The organism is Christiangramia aquimixticola (assembly GCF_048285835.1).
In the GTDB taxonomy this organism is placed as follows: domain Bacteria; phylum Bacteroidota; class Bacteroidia; order Flavobacteriales; family Flavobacteriaceae; genus Christiangramia; species Christiangramia aquimixticola.
The window spans coordinates 162629-188285 of sequence record NZ_JBLVTL010000006.1; the positions used below are offsets into that span (position 1 = coordinate 162629).

The window sequence follows — 25657 nt, forward strand, 5'->3', positions numbered from 1 at the left end:
AAAGGAATGCGGAATTTTTACGCACAGAGACGTGTTAAAACCATTCTAAAGTTCCTGTTGCTCAATATTATATTTTTTACATTAGCAGTGATCGTAGCAATTTTTTCATTGCTGGCATCGTTTACCCTATACTAAAATGATACAAAAGATCACCAAAGGCATAAGAATCTCCGTCGAAACTACTTTCGAGGGCATGCTTTATAAAAATTACAAGCTTAAATATGCATTTGGTTACCAAATATCCATTGAGAACCAAAGTAATACCCCGGTACAGTTAAAATCCAGATTCTGGGAGATTAGAGATGCTTTAAATGAGACGCAGATCGTTGCCGGCGAAGGGGTAATAGGTAAACAACCGGTAATTAATCCTGGAGAAAGCCATACTTATAACAGCGGTTGCTTATTAACGGGCCCTTTTGGGAGTATGAGAGGATTTTATAGCATGATAGATCTTAATACCGGGAATCCATTTAAGGTTAATATCCCTACCTTTAAACTTAGCGCGACCTATGCGCTTAATTAGCCAGATACTCTTCGTGGCTTTCCTTTAGATGTAAATTTTCATAGGAAAACTTCAATTCATTCTCAAGATTCACAATTTGAGAAATACTCTGAGTTTTTAAGAATCCGCGGTCGATAATTAAACCATATTCCTTATTCCCTTTACCTGCCGAATAATGAAAATCAAGCAAGTTTTCTGAGGAAAAACCACCGGCTGTTTTAAGCTCATTAAACCATTTGATTCTCTCTGATTTCATTTCCTGTGAGTATAAAGGTGAAGATGACCAGATATGTTCCTTTAATGGTAAATGCGAAAATTTCACCTCCTCTCCATCCCAGATAAGTTCCTGGAAGGAAAGCCCGTTATGCCATTCAACAATTATCATGGTGAAAGGTTCAATCCCTTCATAATTGTACTCACTCCGGAAATTTTTCAATTTATCAGCGGCTAAAAATTCTTTAACTACTATGCCTCTGCTCTTTCGGTAATCTTTTTTCCGTACATGCGGTTCTTCTCCACCATTCATAAGACAAATGCAGCGTGACAATTTACTTACTCCTAACCAGGTTCCACCGGCCAGTTTATCTTTGGGAAAATAAAGTTTAACCTCGTTATATCGTTCCCAGGCAGGAGGGAGCGTTTTTCTTCCTACAGCTTCATCCCTGTTTGATGTTAATATAAAACCAGAAAGAGATTCCGGATGTGGAACCAGAGTTACTGTGCACATATCGCTGAAAAAAATTTAAGGAAAATTACGAAAAAAGTTAAGCTTTCGTAAAGTACCTGCACTTGTTCTTCTTTACCGCTTTATTTTTTTACCTTTAGCGCCATTAAATTACAATAGCAAAAAAGCAAAAATAATATTTATGGGAAAAGGATTTTTTCACGTTCCGGTAGCTGTAAACGAACCAGTTAAGAGCTATGCACCCGGAACCCCAGAAAGAGAAGAAGTATTGCTCACTTACAAAGATCTATACAACACCAAAATGGAAGTTCCGCTTTACATTGGGTCTGATGAGATCAAAACAGGAGATACTGCCACGATGCATCCTCCACATGATCATCAGCACAATTTAGGTATCTTCCACAAGGCCAGCAAAAAGCATGTTGAGCAGGCTATAGAAACTGCTTTAGAAGCAAGAACGGCCTGGGCAGATCTTGAGTGGGAACACCGTGCGGCGGTATTCCTAAAAGCTGCCGATCTTATTGCAGGTAAATACCGTTCAAAGATCAACGCTGCCACAATGATTGGGCAATCTAAAAATATATATCAGGCTGAAATTGATGCTGCTTGTGAATTATGTGACTTTCTACGTTTTAATGTAGAGTATATGTCGCAAATTTATGATGAGCAGCCGGAATCTTCAGAAGGTGCATGGAACAGAGTTGAGTACAGACCTTTAGAAGGATTTGTATATGCAATTACTCCATTTAACTTTACGGCAATTGCAGGTAACCTGCCTTCAAGTGCAGCTTTAATGGGGAATGTAGCGATCTGGAAACCAAGTGATAGTCAGGTTTTTTCTGCACAAATCATTATGGATATCTTTAAAGAAGCTGGTTTACCAGATGGTGTTATTAATATGGTTATGGGAGATCCGGTAATGATCACCGATACTATTCTGGCAAGCCCAGATTTCGCAGGTGTACATTTTACAGGAAGTACCACCGTATTTAAAGATATCTGGCAAAAAATTGGAAACAACATTCACAAGTACAAAACTTATCCGCGTATTGTTGGTGAAACTGGTGGGAAAGACTTTATTGTTGCACATCCAAGTTCAAACCCTGATCAGGTTGCAACCGCAATCTCCAGAGGTGCATTTGAATTCCAGGGGCAAAAATGTAGTGCTGCATCCAGAGTTTACCTTCCGCAAAGCCTTTGGCCAAGAATTAAGGAGCTTGTTATTAAAGATGTACAGTCTTTTAAAATGGGATCTCCGGAAGACATGTCTAATTTTATCACGGCTGTTATTCATGAAGGTTCTTTCGATAAACTTGCCAAGTATATCGATAAGGCTAAAAAAGATAAGAATGCAGAGATTGTTGTTGGTGGTAACTATGACAAATCCAAAGGATATTTTATAGAGCCTACGGTAATCCTTACTTCAGATCCTCATTATACAACAATGGAGACCGAATTATTTGGACCTGTAGTAACTATCTATCTTTATAAAGACAGCGAATGGGATAAAACCCTGAAACTGGTTGATGAAACAAGTCCTTACGGTCTAACCGGAGCAGTATTCTCTGGAGACAGATACGAATTAAGTAAAGCTACCAAAGCACTTCAAAATGCTGCAGGTAACTTCTATCTAAATGATAAACCTACAGGTGCAGTTGTTGGACAACAGCCATTTGGTGGTGCGAGAGCTAGTGGTACTAACGATAAGGCCGGTTCAAAACTTAACTTATTGCGTTGGGTTTCTCCAAGATTAATCAAGGAAACTTATACAGCTCCTACAGATTACAGATATCCTTTTATGGGAGAGTAATTAATTATTTAATTACGAATTTTACAAAAGCTGCCTTAAAGGGCAGCTTTTTTTTATACCAGAAACCTTAAATTACAGGCGTAGCCGATATTCCATTAGTTTCACCGACTATTAAGGTGTTTAAGCGAAAAAAACTATTTTATTAATGCTTTTAATTTAATTTTATCCTTTAATAAACTTACACCCAGACAACTGTGAATTAGTGTCTTATCTCCCTCGCCCCCTCCCCCTCCCCTTATTTTTAGGTTCCTACTGATTTATTATTTATTGTTTTAAAAGTTGTTGACTATGGAAAAGAATTTACTTTCAAGAAGTATATCTTTTTGGGTCGTTATATTTATTACCAGCTGGGGTTATGCACAAACATGCTCCCCTAGCGTCTCGATCGTTTCAAATGCAGCTTCCAATACCATTTGTGCAGGAGATTCTGTTATGTTTACAGCAACCCCTTCCGCAGATGCCGGAAATAATATCCAGTATACCTGGCGAATAAATGGTATAAACCAGGGACCATCCAGTACTTCGAACACCTTCCAAAGCTCGAATCTTCAGAACAATAATATTGTAAGCGCAATTCTAACATCCAATTGTACTTCCGGTCCGGCATCAAGTAACAATATCTCCATAAATGTAAAAGCAGTTCCAACGGTTAGTTCGGGAAATGCTTCCATTTCAATTTGCCAGGGTGGCACCACACCACCTCTTGGAGGTGCATATGGGGGTAGTGCGACTTCAGCAATATGGACCGACGGTGGAGCCGGCGGAGTTTTCACAAACAACTCCGGAAACACGCCCGGGATTACTACCTATTCTCCTGCTCCAACTGCTACCTCTCCTGTTACCTTAACTCTTACAACATCAGGTGGTGATTGTGGAAATGTAGCCGCATTTAAAACCTTAACAATAAATCCCAATCCTTCAGTAAATGCCGGTGGTTCGCTTGCTTCAATTTGCCTGGGAGGAACTACTACCGTATTGGGAGGATCTTTTAGTGGAGCTACAGCTGCGATATGGTCTGATGGTGGTGCCGGAGGTAGTTTTTCAAACAACTCTGGGAGTAACCCGGAAGCGACCACTTATACTGCTTCTGTTACAGCGCCGGCAAGTATAATATTAACTCTTACTACTTCAGGAGGATCCTGCGGAAATGTAAGCGCTTCCAAAAATTTAACAATAAACCCCAATCCTACTGTAAATGCCGGAGGAGCAATCCCGGCGATCTGCCAGGGAGGAACAACCGCTGCGTTAGGTGGTTCTTTTGGTGGTGGTGCAACCTCAGCAATCTGGAGCGCTAACATTACCGGTGGAAGCTTTATCAATAATAGCGGAAGTACGCCCGGAACTACAACGTACACCGCTCCGCCGAATGCTCCAACTTCAATTATATTAACGCTAACCACCGCAGGCGGGTCTTGTAATAATGTAAGTGCAACCAAAACATTGAATATAAATCCTAATTCCTCTGTAAGTGTGGGTGGAGCGATTCCGGCCATCTGTCAGGGCGGGACAACCGCTGCGTTAAATGGATCTTTTGGAGGAGGAGCAACTTCAGCAATCTGGAGCGCCAGTATTACCGGTGGAAGCTTTATCAATAATAGCGGAAATACCCCAAATACGGCTACATACACAGCTCCTGCAAATGCTCCGGCTTCTATTATATTAACGCTAACATCCTCAGGCGGGACCTGTAATAGTGTAAGCGCAACCAAAACCCTAACTGTTAATCCTAATCCAACAGTAAATGCCGGAAGTGCGCTACCCACAATTTGCCAGGGCGGTACTACCGGTGGTTTAGGAGGTTCATACGGAGGAGGTGCCACTTCAGCCATATGGACAGATGGTAACGCTGGTGGTAGTTTTACTAACAATTCCGGCAGCACACCTGGAACTGCCACTTATACGCCTCCTGCAAATAGCCCATCATCGATTGTTTTAACGCTTACAACATCCGGAGGTTCATGCGGAAACATTAGTGCTTCCAAACCGCTTACTGTAACCACTAGTTTAACACCATCGGTTACTATAACATCATCTTCTACTTCCATATGTTCCGCATCTGGAACTGCAGTGACATTTACAGCGAATCCTATAAATGGAGGTGTCTCGCCTACCTATCAATGGAAGCGAAATGGTATTAATATCTCAGGTGCTACAAACTTTACTTATACTCCAACTGCACTGGCGAGCCCTTCGACAATTACAGTTACTATGACTTCCAGTGCGATATGCGCCTCTCCTGCTGCAGTTACGAGTAACGGGATAGCCATGACTGTTTATAATGGTGATCCTACGAACTGGACGGGCGGAAACCCAATTATTTCACCGGCATCTGTCTGCCCAACCGGAACAATTTCAATTTCTACCGAGCCAGTTACGAATGCAGAATATTACATATGGACATTACCTCAGGGATTTAACATAACTGGCGGTGCCGGCACAAATAACATAACAGTTTTTGTGGGACCAAATGCAGTTATTGGAAATAATCAGAATATAACTGTCCAAGCTTTTAACCCCTGTGGAAGTAACAATAGTAAAACAGATAAAATAAACGTAAATGGTTTCAATGGTGTAACCGTTCCGTCATCTGCAATGGGGGTATGTTCTGGAGGTTTTATAGACGTAGTAGGAACATTAACCGGCAATGCGGCTAGTGGCACCTGGACTGCAACCAGTGGTTCGTTTTCAAATATCGTGACCTCAGGCACAAATCCAAGAACAGTAAGTGCAAGATACACACCATCCTTAACGGAGGGGAATGCAGTACTTACTATCACAACCAATACTCCAACGGGTGGTGGTTGCCCAAACGTTCCCGGAAAGGCAACAATCGATGTTTCAATTAATAAACCTTCAGTTTCTCCAACAAGCATAGGAACCTCAGCTACTATTTGTAGGGGAGGCAATGCTACCTTAACTCAAACGGGAGGAAGTCTTGGTACAGGGGCAAGCTGGAAGTGGTATTCAAATCCTGGATTTACAACATTAGTAGGTACGAGTAATGCGGCCAATGCAAGTTTATTGGTATCGCCTACTACAACAACTACTTATTATTTAAGAGCAGAAAGCACTACCGGTACTCCATGTATTGCAAATATTGCAGCCCCGGGCGGGGTTACGGTTACAGTCAATCAACCAGTAATTATTAGCAGCCAACCTAATCCGTCGCAAACTATATGTACAGGTAGTCAGGCGAATTTTAGCGTAACTGCAACCGGAACAGGACTTACCTATCAGTGGAAAAAGGATGGAGCAAATATTACTGGTGCCAATTCCGCAACTTATACAATCCCGAATGTGTCTACTGCCAATGCAGGCACCTATTCTGTAGAAGTAAATGCTACCGCTCCCTGTACAACAGTTACCTCAACCAATGCAATTCTAAATGTAAACGAGGCTGTTGTAATAACATCGCAGCCGGCAACATCTCAAACTTTATGCTCAGGTAATACCGCAAATTTTAATGTCACCGCAACAGGAACGGGACTCAATTACCAATGGAAAAAGGATGGCACTAATATTATGGGAGCTACCGCTTCCAGCTATACAATTCCAAATATAACTTCAGCTCATTCCGGAACGTATACGGTTCTGGTAACCGGAACATCGGCATGTTCGCCTGCAACTTCCACAAATGCGATTTTGAATGTAAATCAGGAAGTAGCAATCAGTTCACAACCGGTCCCGGCGCAAACATTATGTAGTGGTGACACCGCGAATTTCAGCATTACCGCTACGGGATCTGGATTAACTTACCAGTGGAAAAAAGATGGAAATAATATTTCCGGAGCCAATTTGCCAACCTATTCCATTTCGGGTGTTTCTGCTGTTCATGCAGGCACCTATACGGTAGAAGTGCGAGGAACTTCTCCCTGTACCCCGGTCATATCGGCTAATTCTGTACTTAACATTAATGAAAAAATTCAAATAACATCCCAACCGGTTAATTCCCAAATCTTATGTTCAAGAAATACTGCAAACTTCAGTGTTACAGCCTCCGGGACCGGTCTTACATATCAGTGGCGTAAAGATGGAGTAAATATTGCCGGTGCTACTGCGGCGAACTATTCCCTTCCGAATTTAAAAGCATCAGACTCGGGAATTTATACGGTGGTTATAAATGGAACTGCGCCTTGTAACACAGTAATATCTTACAATTCGGTTTTAAATATAAATCAGGAAGTGATCATTACTTCTCAACCACAGGCTTCTCAAAATATATGTTCAGGTTTTCCAATGACCTTATCTGTAAGTGCAACCGGTAGCGGACTTAATTATGAATGGTTTAAGAACGATGTTTCAATTGGCATTACTACTTCAAGTTTAAGCATCAATAGAGCTACCGCAGCAGATGCCGGCACTTATAAGGTCAGGGTAAAAGGAACTGCTCCATGTAACGAAGTGACTTCACAAAATGCTGTGATTACGGTTACTGAGAATATAATTATAAATAGCCAGCCAGTGGGTGCTGATCTATGCGAGGGAGAAATTGCAACTTTCCAGGTTTTAGCTTCAGGAAATGTTATAGGATATGAATGGAGAAAAGGCGGCCTCCCAATTACTGATAACGGCAACTATTCCGGCACAAGAACCAATAAATTAACTATTGCCAATCTACTTCCGGCAAATGCAGGTAGTTATGATGTGGTGATCACGAGTAGCGATAACAGCTGCGCACAAATTATTTCCAACCCTGCAATTTTAAAAGTTAAAGCCAGCGATGCTATGAGTTTAACTTCTGGGGCAGGGACAGATAGTCAAACAAAATGCATTAATACTGCAATCACTCCAATTATTTACATTATTTCCAACGCACCTGCTGCTTCTATTACTGCTGGAGGATTACCTGCGGGAATAACCGGTAGTTTCAACTCTGGAAAATTTACTATAAGCGGAACGCCTGCAGAAGCAGGAAACTTCAGTTATACAGTAACTACAACTGGAGAGTGCAATAATGTCTCGTTAACCGGAACCATTAAAGTTGATCCTAATCATAATATTAGTCTTTCTTCCGGCGCAGCTACCACCAACCAAATTTTGTGTATTGGTACTCCTTTAACTAATATTACCTATAACACTACAGGTGCTACCGGGGCAACTTTTTCAGGACTACCCGCCGGAGTAACCGGAAATTGGAACAATAATGTAATAATTATCAGCGGCACCCCTACGGCAAGTGGAGTTTTTAGCTATACAATTACTACGACCGGAAGTTGTAATGTGGCAACTGCTACCGGAACCATTAACGTTAATCCAAATAATTCCATTAGTCTTACCTCAGCGGCAGGTACCAGCAACCAGACTGTTTGTGAAAATGTTCCTATTACCGGTATCAGATATAGCACTACCGGTGCTACAGGGGCTACTTTTTCCGGATTACCAGCGGGTGTTAACGGTAACTGGGTCAATAATGTTGTAACCATTAGCGGAACACCAACTGCAGCAAGCAACCCAACAACTTACACGGTTACGTTAATCGGAGGATGTAGTGTTGTTTCTACAACCGGTACAATAAACGTAAATCCTAATAATACGATCAGTCTTTCTTCAGGGCCGGGGACAAATAATCAAACCTTATGTGTTAATACCCCACTCACAAGTATTAAATATAATACTACAGGGGCTACGGGTGCTACATTTTCAGGATTACCGGCTGGTATTAATGGTTCCTGGACGGCTAATGTTGTAACTATTAGTGGAACCCCCACAAGCGCTGGAGGTCCTTTCAATTATATGGTGACTTTAACAGGTGGTTGTAGTTCGGTCACCGCAACAGGAACTATAAATGTTAATCCTAATAACAGCTTAAACCTGATAAGCGCAGCGGGAACTAATAATCAGACTATTTGTGTTAATTCACCTTTAACCCAGATCAGGTATTCGACCACTGGCGCTACCAATGCTGTTGTTACAGGATTACCAGCCGGTATTACCGGCGCCTGGGCAGGTAACGTGGTAACAATTAGCGGTACACCTACAAATGCTTCCGGCCCATTAACCTATACTGTAACCTTAACCGGGGGATGTAATGCAGGTACAACCACCGGAACAATTAATGTGAGTGCAAATAATACTCTAAGCCTTTCATCAGCGACAGGAACCGACAACCAAACGGTATGTGTTAATTCCCCAATAACCCAAATTAGATACAACACAACCGGAGCAACAGGAGTTACTTTTAGCGGTTTACCGATGGGAGTTACCGGTAGCTGGGCAGGAAATATAGTTACTATAAGCGGAACCCCTACCGTAGTTGGTGGACCTTTTAATTATACTGTTACCACAGCCGGTGGATGCAGCACGGTTGCTCTATCCGGAACAATTAAAACTGACCCCCGACCGATTGGAGGGAATCTCCTTTTTGCTCAAAATAATGATCGTATTTTTTTAAGTTGTGGAAATCCAACTTCCAGTGCAAGTTTAACGAACCTTAATTTGTTAGGTCATTCCGGAACAATTGTAAGCTGGAAATACCGGAAAAGCAGTGCAACTACCTGGACTCCTTTAGCTATTAATGGGACAACTTTAAGTGCTTCTCAAATATATAGCTTAGGGGTTAGTGAGACACTGATTTTCCAGGTTGAAATTTCAAATGGAACCTGTTCACCCAATGCATTTTCCCAAACTGCAGTATTAAGTGTAATTCCTGCAGGTATCGGACCCTCACCTATAAATGTTGATCCTGCAGTAGTTTGTAAAGGTGAAAAAGTAACGCTTAGCTCCAGCACAGGTTACGGTGATAAACCTGAAAAATTTGAAGGAGGTGCATTCGATAATTCTTCTATTACTAACAAAGGCTGGAGAATTACAGATAAAAATGGGGTATCCGGTTATAATTTTGAATCCAGCGCAGATAACCGCAGACCAGACAAATGGTTGCGGGCTAGTCCGCGTAATTTCGCCACTGCGAATATCAATACTAATGTCGTAACCGATCAGAGATGGGATACCAAACTTGGAAATTCAGGTAATCAAAGCTTTGCCATAGTTTCAGGAAATAATCCATCAACACTGGAAACACCCATATTCGCATTAAGTGGTTTGGATCAGGCGGTGATGACCTTTGATCAGGCATTTAATTTGACAGGAGGAGCGTCAATTATTATTGAAATATCAACCAATAGCGGAGTTAGTTATAGTTCTGAACCTCTGCTTTATAGCAAAACCGGACCCCTATCCAGCGGAAATTATGACCGGTTTAGTGAAGGAACACTGACTATTAATAAAATGACTATTGATCTGGGGAATTATGTAGGGAGAGATAATTTGCGTATTCGATTTAGGTTTGAAGGAATAAGAGACGGGGATATTTGGGCTTTGGATAATGTTGTAATTCCACAGGGACCAAGAAATATTTCTCTGGAATGGATCGATTATAGTGACCCTTCAAAACCTGGAGGCACCTTTATAGGAAATAATGAATCTGAACTTTGGGAACCAAAACTTATTGGCTGGAATTTATTTCAAGTGAAAACGGCGATTAATTTGGATTCCAATGGTCAAAACTGCAGTAGTATAGAGAATTCCAAAACTATCAGAGTTTTCGTATTTGACAGATATACTACCAGCGTTACTGCCGGGACAGGAGCTTGCGGAAATAAGGAGATAAATTTAATCGCCAATACAAACGGTGCTTTTGGTGGAAATGTAACAACGTATCCAACTAAGGATGGTTATATAGGAGAATGGGTAATTTCCAAAGCAGGTGTAATTGCAGATCCATCTACCTACACCTTAACCAACACTGACAGTAATAGCGCTTTACCTCCAAAAAATAATCCAAACGCTAAATTTGAAGCAGGGAGTAGCGGCGATTTTACTTTTGCCTGGAAACTTACTCCAACATTCATTTTTCCGGCAGATTATTATGATGTTACTCAAAGGGGAAAATTGGTTCAAAATACCAGGTGTCTTCCGGTAATTATACCAAGCACTGTTTCGTTGCCAGATTGTACAATGCTTGATTTTGATGGGGTGGATGATTATGTTTCCATTGCAAATACATTCGCAGATGTAAAAACTGTTGAATTTTGGATTTATCCTGAAGCAGCTACCGGAACAATAATTTCCGGGCCGGGAGTTGAAATAAAGATGGCTGACCTTTCCACCTATTTAATTCCAAATACCCGTTGGTATCATGTGGCTTTAATTGACAAAGTTTTATACGTTGACGGAGTTGATACAAAATCTACGATATCTTCAACAGGCACCGGTAATATCACTCTAATTGGGGCGAAGTGGAATAGCATTACAAAAAAACCGGAAAGTTATTTTTCAGGATGGATTGAGGAGGTTCGAATCTGGAAATCGGCATTGCAATTATCCGAACTTCGGTTTATGATGAATCAGCGTTTGGACCTTACTTCTAAACTATCCGGTGACATACAGGGCGAAGTAGTTCCTAACAAAATCGTTGCAGGAAGTTACCATACTCTGGGTGAATTTAATTTGGATAGTGACGGACAAGCTTTTTATAATAAAAAATGGAACGAGCTAATTGGTTATTACAGGCTGATTTCAGCATCACCTGATCCTGTGCTGAATAAAATTTTAGACACCCATAAACCTGTTAACGGATTTACTATAGATCTGTCTCTAAGTAGTGTGAATGGTAGGCTACATAACATGAACAGTAACCAACAAAACACTTCTCCTACCCCATATTTTTCAGTAGCGAATGGTTCCTGGGTTAGCAAAACGACATGGGCACGGCCATTAATTTGGGATTACCCAAACAGTTCAATTAATAGTAATCCTATTGAATGGAATATTGCGCGAATTAACCACGATATATATTCCGGAAATAAGAATATTGTTATGCTGGGATTACTTTCTGAAGGGAAAGAACTTAGCATTAATCCGAGCAATCCATTGCGTATAACTCATTACCTGCTACTAAACGGAAATATAGATCTGGAAGGCGAATCTCAACTTCTACAGGATCACGGTAGTATTTTAGCCAACCAGAGTGACGGATGGATCGAAATAGATCAAAAAGGAAAAAAGAGCAGTTATAATTATAATTATTGGACCAGCCCAGTTAGCAATCAGGGAAGCAATAATAATTCTGGATTTCAACTAATCAATGTACTATTTGACGGTAGTGACCCCGATAATCCAACAAAAATTATCTGGAAACGAGGTTATTATGATGCAGATGGTCCAAAAACGATCCCGCGTTTAACCTTAACCGATGCGTGGATCTGGGATTTTAGAAGCGGAGCTGCAAATAATTATGGCGGCTGGCAATTTATGGGCAATAGTTTTCTCCAAATAACCGGAGCTGGTTATTCTATGAAGGGTACCACCGGTCTGGCTGCTCTCGATGAAGAACAGAACTATGTATTCCGGGGAAAACCCAATAATGGGGATATTCCCACCACCGAATTAAAACTGTTGCCCAGTCAAAACTATTTAGTGGGCAATCCATATCCATCGGCAATAGATGCTAAAGAATTTCTTCTGGATAATCTTGCCAAGGCAGGAAATGGTCCCGGAAATAATAAGAATGGACAAAATGTTTTTAATGGTACTCTTTATTATTGGGATCATTTTGGAGGTAAATCTCATAATCTGGCAGAATACGTAGGTGGATATGCTACCTATACACTATCAGGTCCCCTACCTGCAATTTCTAACGACCTCCGAATAAATAACACCGGTAATGAAGGAATTAAAAGACCATGGAGATATATACCGGTTGCACAAGGATTTTTTCTAAATAGTTCCCCCGTGGGCAATCAAACTTTTGGAGGCGAAATTATTTTTGATAATACACAAAGAATCTATAAAACGATTAGTGCCGATTCGTCGATCTTTCTTCAACAGGAAAAACCATTATTAAAAAAGGAAAAAACCGGAGAAGATACCAGAGCAAAGATTCGACTTAAATTCGAGTCTCCGGGCGGATACCATAGACAAATACTGGTAACCAAAGATCCTAATACTACCAACGGCTTTGATTTAGGATATGACGCTCCACTTATAGAGAATAATAAAGAAGACATGTATTGGTGGTTTGAAAATTCCAGATTTGTAATCCAGGGAGTTCCAAACTTTGATGACGATCAGGTGCTTCCCTTAGCCATTAAAACTTTTAAAGAAGGAAGCTTCACGATTTTAATCGATAGTACCGAAAATTGGCCTGCAGGTAAATCTATCTTCCTAAGAGATGTGAAAAATGACAGTATCCATGATCTCCTTAGCGAAAAGTATGTATCCACAGAAAATATAGGAGAAGTAAAGGATCGTTTTGAAATTGTTTTTTATAAAGAGCAGATTCAGGAACCTTTACCTCCAGAGGAAGTTATTGATCCAACTTTACCGGTGATTGACGGCAATATAGGCGTAAGTTATAGCACGTTTACAAAGCAGGTAAAAATTTCAAATTATGACTTACTGGAAGTTAATAAGGTGATGGTTTTTGATATGGGCGGAAAATTAATACAGGAGATCGACGACCTTAAAGCGCAGAAGGAAATTTACCTATCCTTGCGACCAGTGCGATCTGGAGTTTATATTGTAAAAGTAATATCTATAAAAGGGGTAATAAACAAAAAGGTTGTAATTAAATGATTTTTCAATTAATCATACCTAAAACCCCTTAAATTAAAGTGATTACAGGAAAAAATTCAGGAAATCGAATTTTCTATTTTTCTCTTATTTTATGAAAATTTACTAAACACAGTAATTGAAACCTATTGGTATTCAAGGAGTTTGTGACTCCATTATTTTTTGCCCTGGAAGTAATAATATTTAAAAAACACTTTGACCAGAATTATTGAACAAATTAATCCTCTGTATAAGAATTAACCATTAGCTTCATAAACAACTAATATTCAAAATATTAGTAGGTGCATTAACTAATTAGTCACTTTCATCGACTATTTTCCATTTTAAGCGATTAATTAAGAATAATTAAAGAAAATAGAGTAATTTAATTAGCTATTCAATTTGTTTACAGCGAGTTGTAAACAAATTTCGCCCCATTCGTTAGATGTCCCCACATCGATTCGCCCCTCAAGTAATTCCTACATATTGATGTATTAAACCGTAGTTACTATGGGGATAAAATTACATGGGAAATTCTTTCTGCTCCTAATATTTCTGCCAGCTCTCGTATGGGGGCAGTGTCTAACTGGGCCTATAAATAGCAATGCTACTGCCGATGTTACTCTCGTAGGCAGTAATTCAATTTGTTCCGACGATTCAATCTCGATCACCTCAGATATAAATCTGGATGGAGGAACTTCCCCTCACTATCAGTGGCAGGTACAAGTAGGGAATGGCTCCTGGACAAATATTACAGATGAAAACGCAGAAGACCTTAGTAATCTTGAAAACATAGTAAATAACTCTAGATTTCGGTTAGTAATTGCTTTTTGTGAGGGTACGGGTAATGAGGAGTTATATTACAGCGACACGTCTTCAACTATTACGGTAAATACTAATAAAACTCCAACCGTAAATATTTCTTCGTCTCCTGCTACCAAATGTATTGGGGAAACTATATCTTTTACAGCGACTAATACCAACGGAGGCAGCAATCCCACATATAATTGGTATGTTAACGGTGAAACCAGCCCCTCCCAATCTTCCAATTCAAATACTTTTGCAATTTCTAATCTGCCTTCCGGAGATCATAGTATTAGGGTAGAATTGACGAGTTCTCTTACCTGTGTAACTTCTTCTACCGTTGAGGAAACCGTAGGTTTTACCATTATTGATAATATCACAATTACCAACCCTGTTAATAAAGACCAGAATACAGTTTGTATAAACTCGGCCATAGATCCAATAATATTTTCCTTAAACAATGAAAATAATGCCACGGTCACAGGACTTCCTTCTGGCGTAACCGGAAATTACAGCAGTGGAAACCTTACCATTAGTGGATTGCCAAACGAATCAGGAACCTTTAATTATACGGTTACAGCCACAGGTTCTTGTGACCTCGCAACAGAATCTGGGACTATAACGGTAGTAAAAGATGCTACTATAAGCCTAAGTTCAGGAAACACCGATCAGGTTGTTTGCCAGGACGATTCAATTTCAGCAATTACTTATATCATTGGTGAAACTGGAACCGGAGCAAATGATTCTGGGCTTCCAGCAGGTATTACAGGTAGTTTTTCAAATGGCATTTACACCATTAGTGGATCAAGTTCTGTAATTGGAACCCACAATTTCTCTATTTATGCTACCGGGACCTGTGAAGAATCAGCAATGCTTACCGGCTCCATCACAATAAATGAAAAGCTTATACCTGAAGTTTCGATAACTTCTTCTGATTCTGATGATACTATATGTGAAAACGAGGAAGTTACTTTTACTGCAAGTCCTACAAATGGGGGATCAAACCCTTCATATCAATGGAAAGTGGACGGATCGGATGTGGGACCTAACAGCGCTACATTTACCACCTCTGCTCTTACCACCGGTCAATCGGTTACGGTTGAAATGACCTCCAATGAAGACTGTTTAACTCAACCAACTGCGATAAGCGGTCCAATTTCAACAACGGTTAATCCTAATCTAACTCCCGACGTAACAATAGCTGCAAGTGATAGTGACATTTGCGATGGAGATGAAGTAACTTTTACAGCTACCCCCGTGAACGGAGGGGACACCCCTTCGTATCAGTGGAAAGTAGATGGTAACAATGAAGGATCAAATAGTGATACCTTTATAACCTCTAGTTTAACAGACGGGCAAAGTGTAACTGTTGTCCTCACATCAAATGAAACTTGTCTAACTTCCAATACTGCAACCAGCGAACCTATTGTAGCAACTGTAAATCCTAATTTAACACCCGAGGTCACTGTTACTTCAAACGATTCCAATAATATTATTTGCGCTGGAGAAACCATTACCTTTACCCCTACTCCTGTTAATGGCGGATCTTCTCCCTCTTATGAATGGTTTCTTGATGGGGTTAGCTTAGGAACAGGTTCTACATTTCCCGTCTCTCCAGGTGTAGGTAATCATACAGTAAAGGTTATAATGACATCTAATGACGAGTGCCTATTAATTAACACTGCAGAAAGTGATGAAATGAGTTTTCAGGTTGATCAGTCAGTTGCTGGAACTACACCAACTTTTGATTATTCTGTTCCAAGTCATAATTCAACAGCAATTTGTCCAGCGGCAAATGGATTAATTTATACTATTAACCCTATCCCTGGTGCAACTTCTTATATCTGGACGTTTCCAAATGCAGGCTGGACCGTAACCTCTGGTGAGGACACCAATCAAATCACTTTGACTGCCGGCGTAACGGCCACTGGAGGAAACATTACAGTAAGAGGAGTAACCGAATGTGGCCAGAGCGAACCAACCAGCCTGGCGGTAACAACCGGAACTGTGGCCTACGTTAATGCCGGACCAGATCAAATAGTTTGTGCTGGTACCACAACCGTCCAATTAGCGGGTGAAATTGATGGAGTAATTAAACAAGGGAAGGATTTTAGTTGGGATGCAGACGTAGCTGGGGGAAGCTTTTCTGATCAAAATGGAAATAACGCCGATAAAAAATTGAATCCTACCTATACTATCCCACCTTCAATTAGAGATGGAGGGAATGTTACTATAACAATAACTTCTGTAAGTCCGAGTGGAACCTGCCCTGAACCTAAGGTAGATCAAATGATTCTAACAGTTCTTAGCGACGCCACTATTAGTATTCCGTCTAATACTGACCAAACACTCTGTATAAATACCCCCTTAAGCGATATTGAGTTCACTATTACTGATGCCGGTACAGGTGGTATAGTCACAGGTTCGCTACCAGCCGGGGTTACGGGAACGTTCGATTCAGGAATACTTACAATTTCAGGTACACCTACTGAGGCTGGAACTTTCGCCTATACTGTAGAATCTACCGGAAATTGCGATCAGCAAACTAGCATTGAGGGAGTTATAACAGTTTCTCCGGACAATTCAATTACCGATGCTGCCAACAAGGATCAGGAAATTTGCATTAATACTTCCATTGAAGATATTGTATTTACAACTAATAATACGGTTACCGGCGCCATTGCCACAGAGTTACCGGAGGGTTTGACAGGGAATTATTCGGCAGGAACTTTTACCATAAGCGGTACTGCAACAGAAGTTGGAACTTTTAATTATACCATCATTACCTCCGGAAGTTGTGAGAGTGCAACGCTAACGGGCACTATTAATGTATTACCAGATCCCACCATTAGCCAACCCACAAATAATGACCAAACTATATGTATAAACACGGCAATAGAGCCTATAGACTTTATAATCTCGAGTCCTGCAACGGGAGGAAGTGCTGATGGTTTACCCACGGGTGTAACGGGTTCTTTTAATAATGGAATCTATTCCTTAAGCGGTGTTCCAACGCAGGTTGGAACTTTCGAATATACAATAACATCAGTAACTAATTGTACAGTAGTCTCTCAAACAGGTGAGTTAATTGTACTTCCTGATCCTACTGCAGATTTATCATATTCCGGAGATCTTTGTACTTCTCAAGCCGGTGCTGTAAGTCCGCAATTAAACGGTACCGGAGAATACTTGGGAGGAACTTTTTCAGCAAGTCCTGCAGGGCTAAGCATGGATACGGGTACAGGAGATATTACTCCTGGAACCAGTACGCCCGGAACCTATACTATAGATTATAATAAAAATGATGGTTGCCTTACAGCTACCGCTTCCACCACTATAATTCTTCATGAAGCACCTTTTGTTGATATAGATTATGATGATCCTTATTGCACAAATGGTTCTTTAATTCCGGTAATGTATTCTAATGGTAAAGGCTCTTATACGGGTGGTGAGTTTACTGCCACACCTAATGGTTTAATGTTAGATTCTGCTACCGGGGAGATCAATACAGGTTCCAGTAGTCCAAATACTTATACTGTTTTTTACACAGTCTTGGCGGCAAATTCTTGTGAAGAATATATTGCCCAAACAACGGTTAAAATTGACCAGTTGCCACAGGCAACAATTTCATATAACACCCCTCTTTGTACATCAGACAATACAATTTATCCGGTAATATTTAGCAGCACGGCAGGTGATTATACAGGAGGAACATTTTCATCCACCACCGGTTTAGATTTAAATTCCAACGGAGAGATTAATGCAGCCCTTAGCAGCCCGGGTGTTTATACCGTAACTTACACTAAAGATATTGATGGTGATGGCTGTCCTGCGTTGGAGGTTAATACCCAGGTAGAAATCTTTGAGGAGGTGAGCATTACAACTCAGCCTATCAATATAGGAATTTGCTCCTCTAACCCGGCATCTTTCGAGGTTGTAGCCAACGGTGACAATTTAACCTATGAATGGAAACGTGAGGATGGAGAACCTATTCAAAATGCAACGGGTATTTTTACTTCAAAACTTAGCTTTACCAACGCTACATCTGTAAACGCAGGCAACTATTTTATAGAGATTAGCGGTTCGGCACCATGTAATATGGTAACATCTGCAGTAGTTAGCCTGAATGTAGATGAGGATATCATTATCACCAAACCAACTGAAGATATTACCATCTGTGATAAGGAAGCAGAAGAAATTACCTTTGAGTTTGTTGCCCATGCCAACAACGCAACTTTAGATTTTATCTGGATTAAAGATGGAGAGACCTTAAACGTTAATAATAATAATTCAAAATATTCCGCCACCGTGAGTGATCCTGTAGGACCTGATGGTGAATATTCCGGGTTTCTAACCATTTTTAACCCCAATCCAAATGATACTGGGGTCTATGCCGTTAGAATCATTGGCCCATCCTCTTTCAACTGTCCCGAAGCAATTTCAAAGACTTTTACTTTTAGTGTAACTGAACTTCCAGAACCACCTGTAACAGTAAATGTGGTAGCTTGTCTAGGCGACGCCGATATCCCGTTAACTGCAACCGGCAATAGTCTGAAGTGGTATACTTATGATGCTACAACCGATGCATATACATATATAGGTGATAATTTTAACCATGAAAATAATTCTACAGGAGACTTCTCATATTTCGTTACACAAACCGGGGACTGTGAAAGTGAGTATTCGGAACTTATAATAACCGTTAATGATAAGCCTGATCCACTTGCTGAAGCCCCCATGTTATATGAATTTTGTTACGAGGATGTCGATAAGGTCTTAGATATTACTGCAGATGAGGACAATTTGCTCGTATGGTATGATGCTGTAGATGCAACCTCCCCGCTTCCTGATACACCAATCCCCAATACCAGCGAAGTTAAATTAACCTCCTACTGGGTAGCTCAGAAAAATAACCTATGTGAAAGTGAAAGAACTCGAGTAGACATAAATATTAAACCTCTACCTGCAATAAATGTAACTGTTGACGGTGCTTCTCAGATTTGCCTGGGGGATATAATCAATTTTACAGCAAGTGGCGCCGGTAGTTATGAATGGTTTTTAGAGGACGATTCACTGCAAACCGGAACTGAAACGACATTCTCACATCAGCCCACCGCTGCGGGCACTTATCAATATCGCGTTGTAGGTACAGAAAATGGTTGTACTAATACTTTTGAATTAACTATAGAGGTAGATGAGTCCTCAGTTGGAGGCACACTTACAGGTCCGGAAAGGGTTTGTATTAGCAATGGCACGGGTCTATTAGAGCTTACTGGTGAAAACGGAGATCTCATTAAATGGGAATATAAAGGAACTTCGACTGGCGATATGTGGATTGAATTTACAGATGGTAATCTTTCAAACTCAAGGACTTTCAACATACAGGAAACCACTACTTTTAGAACTACGGTTAAAAATGGCGTATGCGACGAAGAAACTTCAGAACATACAGTGATCGTCGACCAATTACCGGTTGGTGGAATGGCCCTTTGGACTAAAAACAGCAATCGACTATTCCTAACCTGTCAAAATCCGGTATCAGGATATGCGAGCTCACTTGAAGTAAATGAATATGTTGGTGACATATCACACTGGGAATATAGAGGAACTTCAGCTACCTCCTGGAGCATTATTGAAACTACTAATCCCATTTTGACAACGGCTCAAATTGAGTCCGCTGTGTCTCCCGGTGATGAAACCACAGTCTTTCGGGCAGTCTTAACAAATTATTCCTGTAATACCGGTGTTTATTCTAAATCTGCCCTGGTAAGTGTAATTATAGCCGATATTAAACCATCTCCGGTAGAAGTTGATAAGGATGTAATATGTATAGGAGAAGAAATTACGCTGAGTTCTGAAACAGGTTATAGTTCTGAAGGAGGTAAATTTGAAGGCGGAGGTTTTGACAATGCCGGAATAAAAAACCATGGTTGGAATTTTACCGACCCTAATGGTATTGAGAATGACTTCGACTCTGCTGCAGATAATGGCCGACCTGATCACTGGCTGAGAACACAACCAAAATGGAAATTCAGAACCGCCGATATTTACCCTCCTTATAATATAACCGAATTGTGGTGGAATCCACTTGATAATGGTAAAACTAATGAGCATTTTGCTATTACTCAGGGTACATTTTCATCAAATATGGAAACTCCAATTTTTAGCCTTACTGGAATGGATGAAGCTATTTTAACTTTTGACCAGGCATACAATTTAACTGAAGGTGCCCAAATAATAGTTGAAATTTCCACCAATGGAGGAGGCACCTACCTACCTGAAAATATACTCATGTCAGTTACCGGAGATGGAGTAACAGAAATTGGCAGAAGCGGGAATCAAGACCGTTTTGGGAACGGGATAGAAGGAATTAATCAAATGGAACTAGACCTCGGGCAATTTATAGGGATGGCTAACTTAAGAGTTCGATTCAGGTATACTGGAATTCGAGACGGTGATGTATGGGCAGTAGACAATATTGAAGTTCCTGAAGGACCTCAGGATATAATTTTACAATGGTATTATGATGATGATTTAAATGATCCAGACAATACCCTCGAGGAGATTGGCGAATTAAATCAAAATGTCGTCCAATTTATTCCACGAAAAATCGGGTGGAATGATTTTGAAGTACAAACCAGGATAATTCTGGATAGTAATGGGGACCAGTGTCAAAGTATTGACAATTTTGAAACCATAAGAGTTTGGGCTTTCGACCAGTATACAACTACAGTGGAAGCAACTTTTGGCCCCTGTGGAACCACTACTGTAAATCTGAATGCTACTGTTTTTGCCACCTTCCAGGATATGTTTATTACTTCTTATCTTACTTTGGATGGATATATTGGAAGCTGGGTAATTTTAGATGCGAATGGAAATGAGATAATCACTGGTTTTTCTCTGGAAAATCAGGAGAACGATAATTCACCCGATCCAGTGAATGATCCCGCCGTAATTTTCACTGCTGATGATCCCGGGGACTATACATTTATCTGGAGGCTAACGCCAACTGAGGTAGATGAAAATGGGGATCTCATCGATAACTCCGGCTGCCCTCCTCTTGAGACTCCGGCAAACGTAGTTTTAGACGATTGTAGCACTTTGGATTTTGATGGATTTGATGATTACGTTGACCTTGGTAACAATTATAATGGAAACTATTTTATTGAAGCCTGGATCAGACCTTTTGACCGACCATTAGAGGACGGTTCAGGAAATACAGATGCTAATACCGGGGTCATTTTTAGTAGTCCCGGGTTTGAAATTAGTATGGATAACCTTTCTTCAAAAATCCTTAAGAATGGCAGATGGTATCATATAGCGGTTTCAAATAATGGTGCACTTTGGGTAGATGGAGTTTCTTCAGGCTCAATAACAATAAATACCTCCGGTATTAATAATACTACCATAGGAGCCAGATACGATGCCAATACAAAAGAAACATCAAATCATTTCTCGGGCTGGATAGAGGAAGTGCGCATCTGGAATAATGCGCCCTCGGAAAAACAAATTAGGTTCATGATGAACCAAAGATTAAAATTGGATGCTAGCGGCACCGTGGTTTCACCATTACAGGGAGAGGTAGTACCTAATCTGGTGATCCCCGATGGTGGTTTGAGTAGTTATCATACAGACGGCACTTATAACCTGGATCAGGACGATGAGACATTTTATAATCTTACAACAAATGATCTGGCTGGTTATTATAGATTATACTCAGATAATCCAGATCCTGACAATATTCCATGTTTTATTATTGGTAATAATTTAAAACCTAAAGATGGTAACACTCCGGATCATTCTATAAATAAAGTACCGGGAAGATTGGTCAATATTACCACACATCAGCAGAACACCTCTCCAACTCCATATTGTTCTGGGGACGATGGAACATGGGCGAATGTGAATACTTGGGCCAGACCAACAGTTTGGGATTATCCCAATAGTTCATATAATGGGACAGCTATAGACTGGAATATTGCCCGTATAAATCATGATATAAATTCCTTATCCAAAGAAATAACCATGTTGGGGCTTTTATCTGAAACGGCCGATAAAGAATTAAGCATTAATCCAAGTGTACCACTACGCATTACTCATTATTTGCTGCTAAACGGTAATATTGATCTTGAAGGAGAGTCACAATTGCTCCAGGATCATGGAAGTATATTAGATAATGCAAGTTCTGGTTGGCTGGAGGTGAACCAAAAAGGAAGAATGAGTAGTTTTAATTATAATTACTGGACCAGCCCTGTTACCGATCGGGGTAACGCAAATAATTCGGGATATACCCTTAGTATTGTATTGTATGATGGAGATAATGAGAAATTACCGGAACCAGTCAATTTTGTAAATGGATATTTCTCAGCCGATAACGCCAAAACCTCTCCAATTACGATAAGCCGGGAATGGATCTGGGACTTTAGAGGAGGGGAAGCAGATATTTATAATGAATGGAAATTCATGGGATCTGGATTTCGTCAAGTAGTAGGTGCCGGATATTCCATGAAAGGGACTGATGGAATCGTGGCTCCCAATTTATATTTTCAGAAATACACCTTTAAGGGTAAACCTAATAATGGTAATATCCCAACTAATAATTTATTAGGGGGAGCTAATTTAAGTCTGGGAAATAATCAGAATTACCTTGTAGGTAATCCTTTCCCATCGGCCATTGATGCAGATCAATTTATAAGAGACAATTTAACGAATGTTGGAACTGGACCCGGTAACAATCCCAACAATGAAAATGTTTTTAACGGGACTTTATATTATTGGGATCATTTCTCCGGAAGCACTCATATTTTAGAAGAATACGTGGGTGGCTATGCTACCTACACCCTTTCGGGATCTGCTCCTGCAATATCCAATGACTGGCGTGTTAACAGCACTGGTGGAAGTGGAAGTAAAAAACCTAAACAATTTATACCCGTAGCCCAGGGATTTTTCCTGAACAGCACCACCGTAGACTCTGACACTTTTAGCGGTAAGATTATATTTAATAACAAACAGAGGGTATTTAAGACTATAAGCTCACATCCTTCTGTATTTCTGCAACAGGAAGAAACAAAAGGAGAGAAAAAAACTAACAATGAAGATACCAGGGAAAAAATCCGTCTAAAATTCGAATCGCCGGCTGGATATCACCGTCAAATATTAGTAACAAAAGATCCTAACACCACTAATGGTTTCGATCTTGGTTATGATGCGCCATTAATTGAAAATAACAAAGAGGACATGTACTGGTACTTCCAGGATAAGCGATTTGTAATTCAGGCTGTACCAGATTTTGAAAAAGAACAAGTCCTGCCTATAGCGGTAAAGACATCAAAAGAAGGCAATTTCACTATAAAGATAGATAGTATGGAAAACTGGCCTGTCGGTAAAAAGGTGTATTTACGAGATTTAAAAACAGACAGTATCCACGATATTTATAAATCAGGTTATATTACTTCTACCGAGATTGGAGAAATCAAAGATAGATTTGAGATTATCTTTTTCAAAGAACAGGCTCAGGAACCACTTCCTCCGGAAGAAATTACCGATCCGGAATTACCTGAAATAGATGGCATTGTAGGAATTAGTTACAGCACCTTTAGTAAGCAGGTTAAGATCAGTAATTTTGACGAAATCAAAGTAAATAAGGTTATGATCTTCGATATGGGAGGTAAACTTATCCAGCAATTTGAGGGCTTCCCAAGCCAAAAAGAAATTTATCTGGGATTACGCCCGGTTAGGTCTGGTATCTATATCGTGAAAGTATTTTGCGAGGAAGCAATTTGTAATAAAAAGATTATAGTGAAGTAAAATTGTAGGAATTTTTACCTACCTAAATTTCACCACCAACGACGCACCTATCGAGCTGATATAAAGACGCTTACCTCAAATTTTTAGTTAAATTTAACTAAGATATCGAATTTATGCGTACTTTAGCTACGTAAATATATTGGTGCCCCCCTATGCCGAAAACTACTTATGGATCCCAAATCCGTTATTTTATATTAATATTTTCCGTTCTTTTTACTTGTGTAGAAGGTTTTTCGGAAAATTCTTTACACCCTAATTTCAGGGAAGTATCCGCTTCCAATAATTATATTAATTCCTCATCTGTAATCAACAGCTTAACCGTTAATTTAGGTCCTGATGGATCGGTCACTGTACCAAATTCTGCGATAAACCCATCAATTTTTTCCGGTTTAGGTCTTGCAACAATTTCATCATTTGCACTTAGTGAAAACACTTTTACCTGTTCAAACATAGGGACAAATCCTATCACCATATTGGTGACCGACATTTTAGGAGGTACCGCCACAATTGATTTTGATATTATTGTTCAGGATAATGAAGACCCAATTGCCGTGAGCAAACCAGTTGTTGCTGTATTAGATTCTAATGGCAACGCTACTATTCTTCCGGAAAATTCTGATAATGGATCTACCGATAATTGTGGTATTAGAGAATTCGAACTTTCTCAAACCTCCTTTTCTAAAAATGATCTTGGAACAATTTCAGTAATTTTTACTGTATGGGATATCAACGATAATTTTGAAACAATAAATGCAACAGTTTCTGTTATAGACACCGAGAAACCTAAAGCCCGGGCGAAAGATATCCCGGTAGAACTGAATTCTTCTGGAACAGTAACTATAGCAGCACAAGATGTAGATGATGGATCAACAGATAATGTTGCAATAACAAGTTATTCCATAGATAAGAATACTTTTACCTGCTCAGATATTGGTGAAAACACGGTCACTCTTACAGTTTCCGATGCTAGCGGGAATACCGATACAGCTACGGCAATTGTAACTGTAGAAGATAAAATAGACCCAACTATTTCGTGTATATCTTCAACAAGTAGAAATACAGATCCCGGTTCCTGTGATTATACAGTACAGGGAGCTGAATTTGATCCAAGTTTTGAAGATAATTGTTCGGGAGCTACTATTACCAATAATTATAATAACAGCAGTACACTGGCCGGTGCTGTGATCCCTGAAGGTGATCCTATTACAATTAAATGGACTGTAACCGACACCAGTGGTAATGAAGATTCATGCTCTTTTAATGTTACTGTAATTGATGATGAAGCGCCTGTTATAACTAACTGCCCGACACCTGTTAATTCATATAGCGTTGATGCAGGTGAGTGTGATGCAGCCTTAAGCTTTAACGCCACAGCAACCGATAATTGCGATGACAATGTAGCTATTTCCTATAGTGTTGGTGGAAGTAATATTAGCTTCCCCTATAATTTCCCCATAGGAACTACAACAGTTACGGTAACAGCGGATGATGGAGATTC

7 protein-coding genes are annotated in these 25657 nt (G+C 40.1%); 5 read left to right on the forward strand and 2 right to left on the reverse strand.

The annotated features are described in order from the left end of the window. Positions 1-136: 136 nt before the first annotated feature. Positions 137-523, forward strand: a complete 387-nt coding sequence (apaG, locus tag ACNKXV_RS12750; RefSeq protein ID WP_417908121.1) for a Co2+/Mg2+ efflux protein ApaG — start codon at positions 137-139, stop codon at positions 521-523. On the opposite strand, the gene ACNKXV_RS12755 is transcribed toward apaG, so the two are convergent. Beyond that, the gene (locus tag ACNKXV_RS12755; protein WP_417908122.1) at positions 516-1229 is read right to left on the reverse strand and encodes an NRDE family protein; all 714 of its coding nucleotides are present in this window, start codon (positions 1227-1229) and stop codon (positions 516-518) included. The genes apaG and ACNKXV_RS12755 overlap by 8 nt on opposite strands. A gap of 139 nt (positions 1230-1368) precedes the next feature. Between ACNKXV_RS12755 and pruA the strand changes: the two genes are divergently transcribed. The 3 genes from pruA to ACNKXV_RS12770 all read left to right on the forward strand — a co-directional run bounded on the left by pruA (position 1369) and on the right by ACNKXV_RS12770 (position 24159). Beyond that, the gene (pruA, locus tag ACNKXV_RS12760) at positions 1369-2997 is read left to right on the forward strand and encodes an L-glutamate gamma-semialdehyde dehydrogenase (RefSeq protein WP_417908123.1); all 1629 of its coding nucleotides are present in this window, start codon (positions 1369-1371) and stop codon (positions 2995-2997) included. A 288-nt stretch (positions 2998-3285) separates the two neighbouring features. Continuing rightward, a complete protein-coding gene (locus tag ACNKXV_RS12765; protein WP_417908124.1) occupies positions 3286-13572 on the forward strand; it encodes a T9SS type A sorting domain-containing protein in 10287 nt (3428 codons plus the stop codon). Positions 13573-14058: 486 nt separating this feature from the next. Continuing rightward, entirely contained in the window at positions 14059-24159 is a 10101-nt protein-coding gene (locus ACNKXV_RS12770) for a LamG-like jellyroll fold domain-containing protein (protein ID WP_417908125.1), read from the forward strand. Positions 24160-24442: 283 nt separating this feature from the next. Here the strand turns inward: ACNKXV_RS12770 and ACNKXV_RS12775 are convergent, their stop codons facing one another. Beyond that, positions 24443-24631, reverse strand: coding sequence for a hypothetical protein (locus ACNKXV_RS12775; protein WP_417908126.1), 189 nt, complete (start codon positions 24629-24631; stop codon positions 24443-24445). 4 nt (positions 24632-24635) lie between these two features. Here ACNKXV_RS12775 and ACNKXV_RS12780 point away from each other — a divergent pair. Then, positions 24636-25657: HYR domain-containing protein (locus ACNKXV_RS12780; protein WP_417908127.1), on the forward strand; the 1022-nt coding region annotated here is incomplete at its 3' end.